Source organism: Azonexus sp. (assembly GCF_036170495.1).
Classification (GTDB): domain Bacteria; phylum Pseudomonadota; class Gammaproteobacteria; order Burkholderiales; family Rhodocyclaceae; genus Azonexus.
This window is the reverse complement of record NZ_JAVHPH010000347.1, coordinates 1-2240: the sequence shown is the minus strand read 5'-3', so window position 1 is coordinate 2240 and position 2240 is coordinate 1. Positions and strand designations below refer to the sequence as shown.

At 56.1% G+C, this 2240-nt stretch carries 2 protein-coding genes; both read right to left on the bottom strand.

Features of this window, described 5'->3' with window-relative positions; genetic code table 11:
- Nucleotides 1–172 precede the first annotated feature (172 nt).
- On the bottom strand, nt 173–1378 hold the full coding sequence (locus ADADOO_RS12860; RefSeq protein ID WP_511277902.1) for an Imm71 family immunity protein: 1206 nt from the start codon (nt 1376–1378) through the stop codon (nt 173–175).
- The coding region (locus ADADOO_RS12855; RefSeq protein WP_511277901.1) for a hypothetical protein at nt 1375–2240 on the bottom strand (866 nt) is incomplete at its 5' end. The genes ADADOO_RS12860 and ADADOO_RS12855, both read right to left, overlap by 4 nt.

Sequence of the window (2240 nt, the reverse complement as noted above, 5' to 3'; positions counted from 1 at the left end):
CCCAACACGTATTGCCATAACTCCCCGCCTCAGCCTCGGCCAGACCCAACAACGCATTGACCCGATGAAAACGCAGCGTCGGCTGAGCCCCGGCCGACGCGGATTGGTCGAGTCCCACGGTCAACCGGAAAAAATGCTCAAAAATGAAATTCGGGTTGACCGTGAAAGCGGATTACAACGATGGCGCTGACTGATCCGGTGAACGCTGCCAGAAGGTGTCGCCGTAGTCGCCACCGAGCGAGGGCATGGTTTCGCCTTGTTTAAAGAACCGGCGAGAACCGGATTTGGCCGGGGTGAACCACCAGCCGGCTTCCGTGCAGGATTGGCCGCCGGGGATGCTGCGGCGCTCAGTTGCCGACATGCCGCTCGCGTTTCTTGCTTCTTCCGGGTAAAACTCGGTCCATGGCGGAGGAGAGAATTCGGGACAGCGGAACTGATAGTCGGCTTCTTCGGGCGGGATGGTTCCGTCTTCGTAACGATCATCACGCCACAGGAGTTTCCAGAAAGTCGGGCGACCATCTCGCCTGAGACTATCGGCCTCGAAAGCGATGGTCGGTGCGGGTGAGTCGACATGCAGATAGTTCATCGTGCCGTCGAGTTCAAGATCGCCGCTGTCTGGAATCTGGGGCTTTTTGAACATGCCCATAAGGCCGGACGACATTTCGACCTTGACTGGTTCCCAAATGCCGGAACAGGGGACTGTGTCGCCGGTCTGGATGATTCGCAGGGGCAGGGGAGCGTCGGGGACGGGTGGGAGTTTGCCGTCGGGGAGCACTGTTCTGTTTCGCAGGAAATTGGGGCCACGAAAGCCGCGCAGGCCAATTGGCGCGGGCACATCGGTGTAGCGATCTTCCAGGATGTAATTGAGTTCCGCCTCAACGCACAACTGACGGAGCGCTGTATCGAATTCAGACCAAAACGGCGAAGCGGTTTCTTCCAGTTCATTTTCCCCCCATTCGAATCGCATAATGTCGGTGCTCCAACAATGGGAGGGGAGCAGCGCCTGATAAAAGTACCCGAATCTCCCCAAAAACTTAAAAGGGCGTTTATCGCCTTTTTTCAAGCGAGCTAGGCACTCGGCATAGCCTTTGTAGTTGGCGCAGTCCTTTATATATCGGTTTTCCCAGAAGAAATACTCGTCCCGATTTGAGGCGCGGGCTTCCTCGTAGGCCTTGGTATAAACCGCCATCCACTGGTCGTGAAACTTGCCGACCCGCGCCCAGGCGGTATACGACGAGTTTTTCTTGAGCATGTAGAAGATGCGGCGGCGTTCCTCGTCATTGGGGATGCTGTCGTGGTTGTAGGTATAGGGAGATGGAGAAGAAGGAAGTTGCAGGTTGGCCAGTTCCTCTTCGATTTCCTTCAAATAATCGCTCATTGCTTGCTTATCCTCGAATTCGCTTTCGGGTCACGGTCGTCCTTGGCCGCCAGTTCGCGCGCACCCAGGCGGGCGGTTTGCACTGTGCCCGCGCCGGGCATATGAATGTACCCCCAGACGCCGTTGGCGTCGGTCCAGCCGGTCGGGCGTAGCTCAAAGGTCATTCCCGCTGCTTTGACGGTTTGCGGTTTGCCGGTGGCGATGGTGGCGTCGCCCGCACTTTTTAACGCGGCCTTTGTCGCGTCATCCATTTCGATGACGGCTTGCAAGCCACCACCGCCTAAATACTGACCAGGAATTTTGTCGCCCATTTGTTCGGAAATCTTGCCGACACAGGCTTTAACGGCATTGTCGTCAGTGACTTTGGCGACCAGCAGATAGCCGTCGCGATTCCACTCGTCGAGGACAGCGGCTTTTTCTCGCCATTCCTTGGCTATTTTAGGCGGCGATCCCAAGCCCCACCAACCGCCACCAGGTGCAGTGTCGCCAATCAATTCGCCATGGGTTGCGCCTTTCGGACCAAAAAATCGATACATTTCCTCATCAGCCTTCATTGTCCGGTTTTGAATCTTGCCGGCGAAAGCTGGGATGCCGGTAAGTTTTTTCGTTTGGGGATCTGCAAATTTTGTCAAGTCCGGATAACCCGCCTCATGCGTGTAGACCTTCTCTATGTCTTCTACTTCTGGAGACGCCGAATTCTTCGCCCACCCACCCCGAGCACTTCGCTGAGCCTCCGCCGCGTTCTCAATCAGCCTCAACTCATCGGTATAGGTAACGGCCTTGGTTCCACTACTGACGGTATGTTCCACGGTACGTGCCGTAGTTTCGCCACCGGTTCGGACGTAAGCCTGAATTTCCTTAA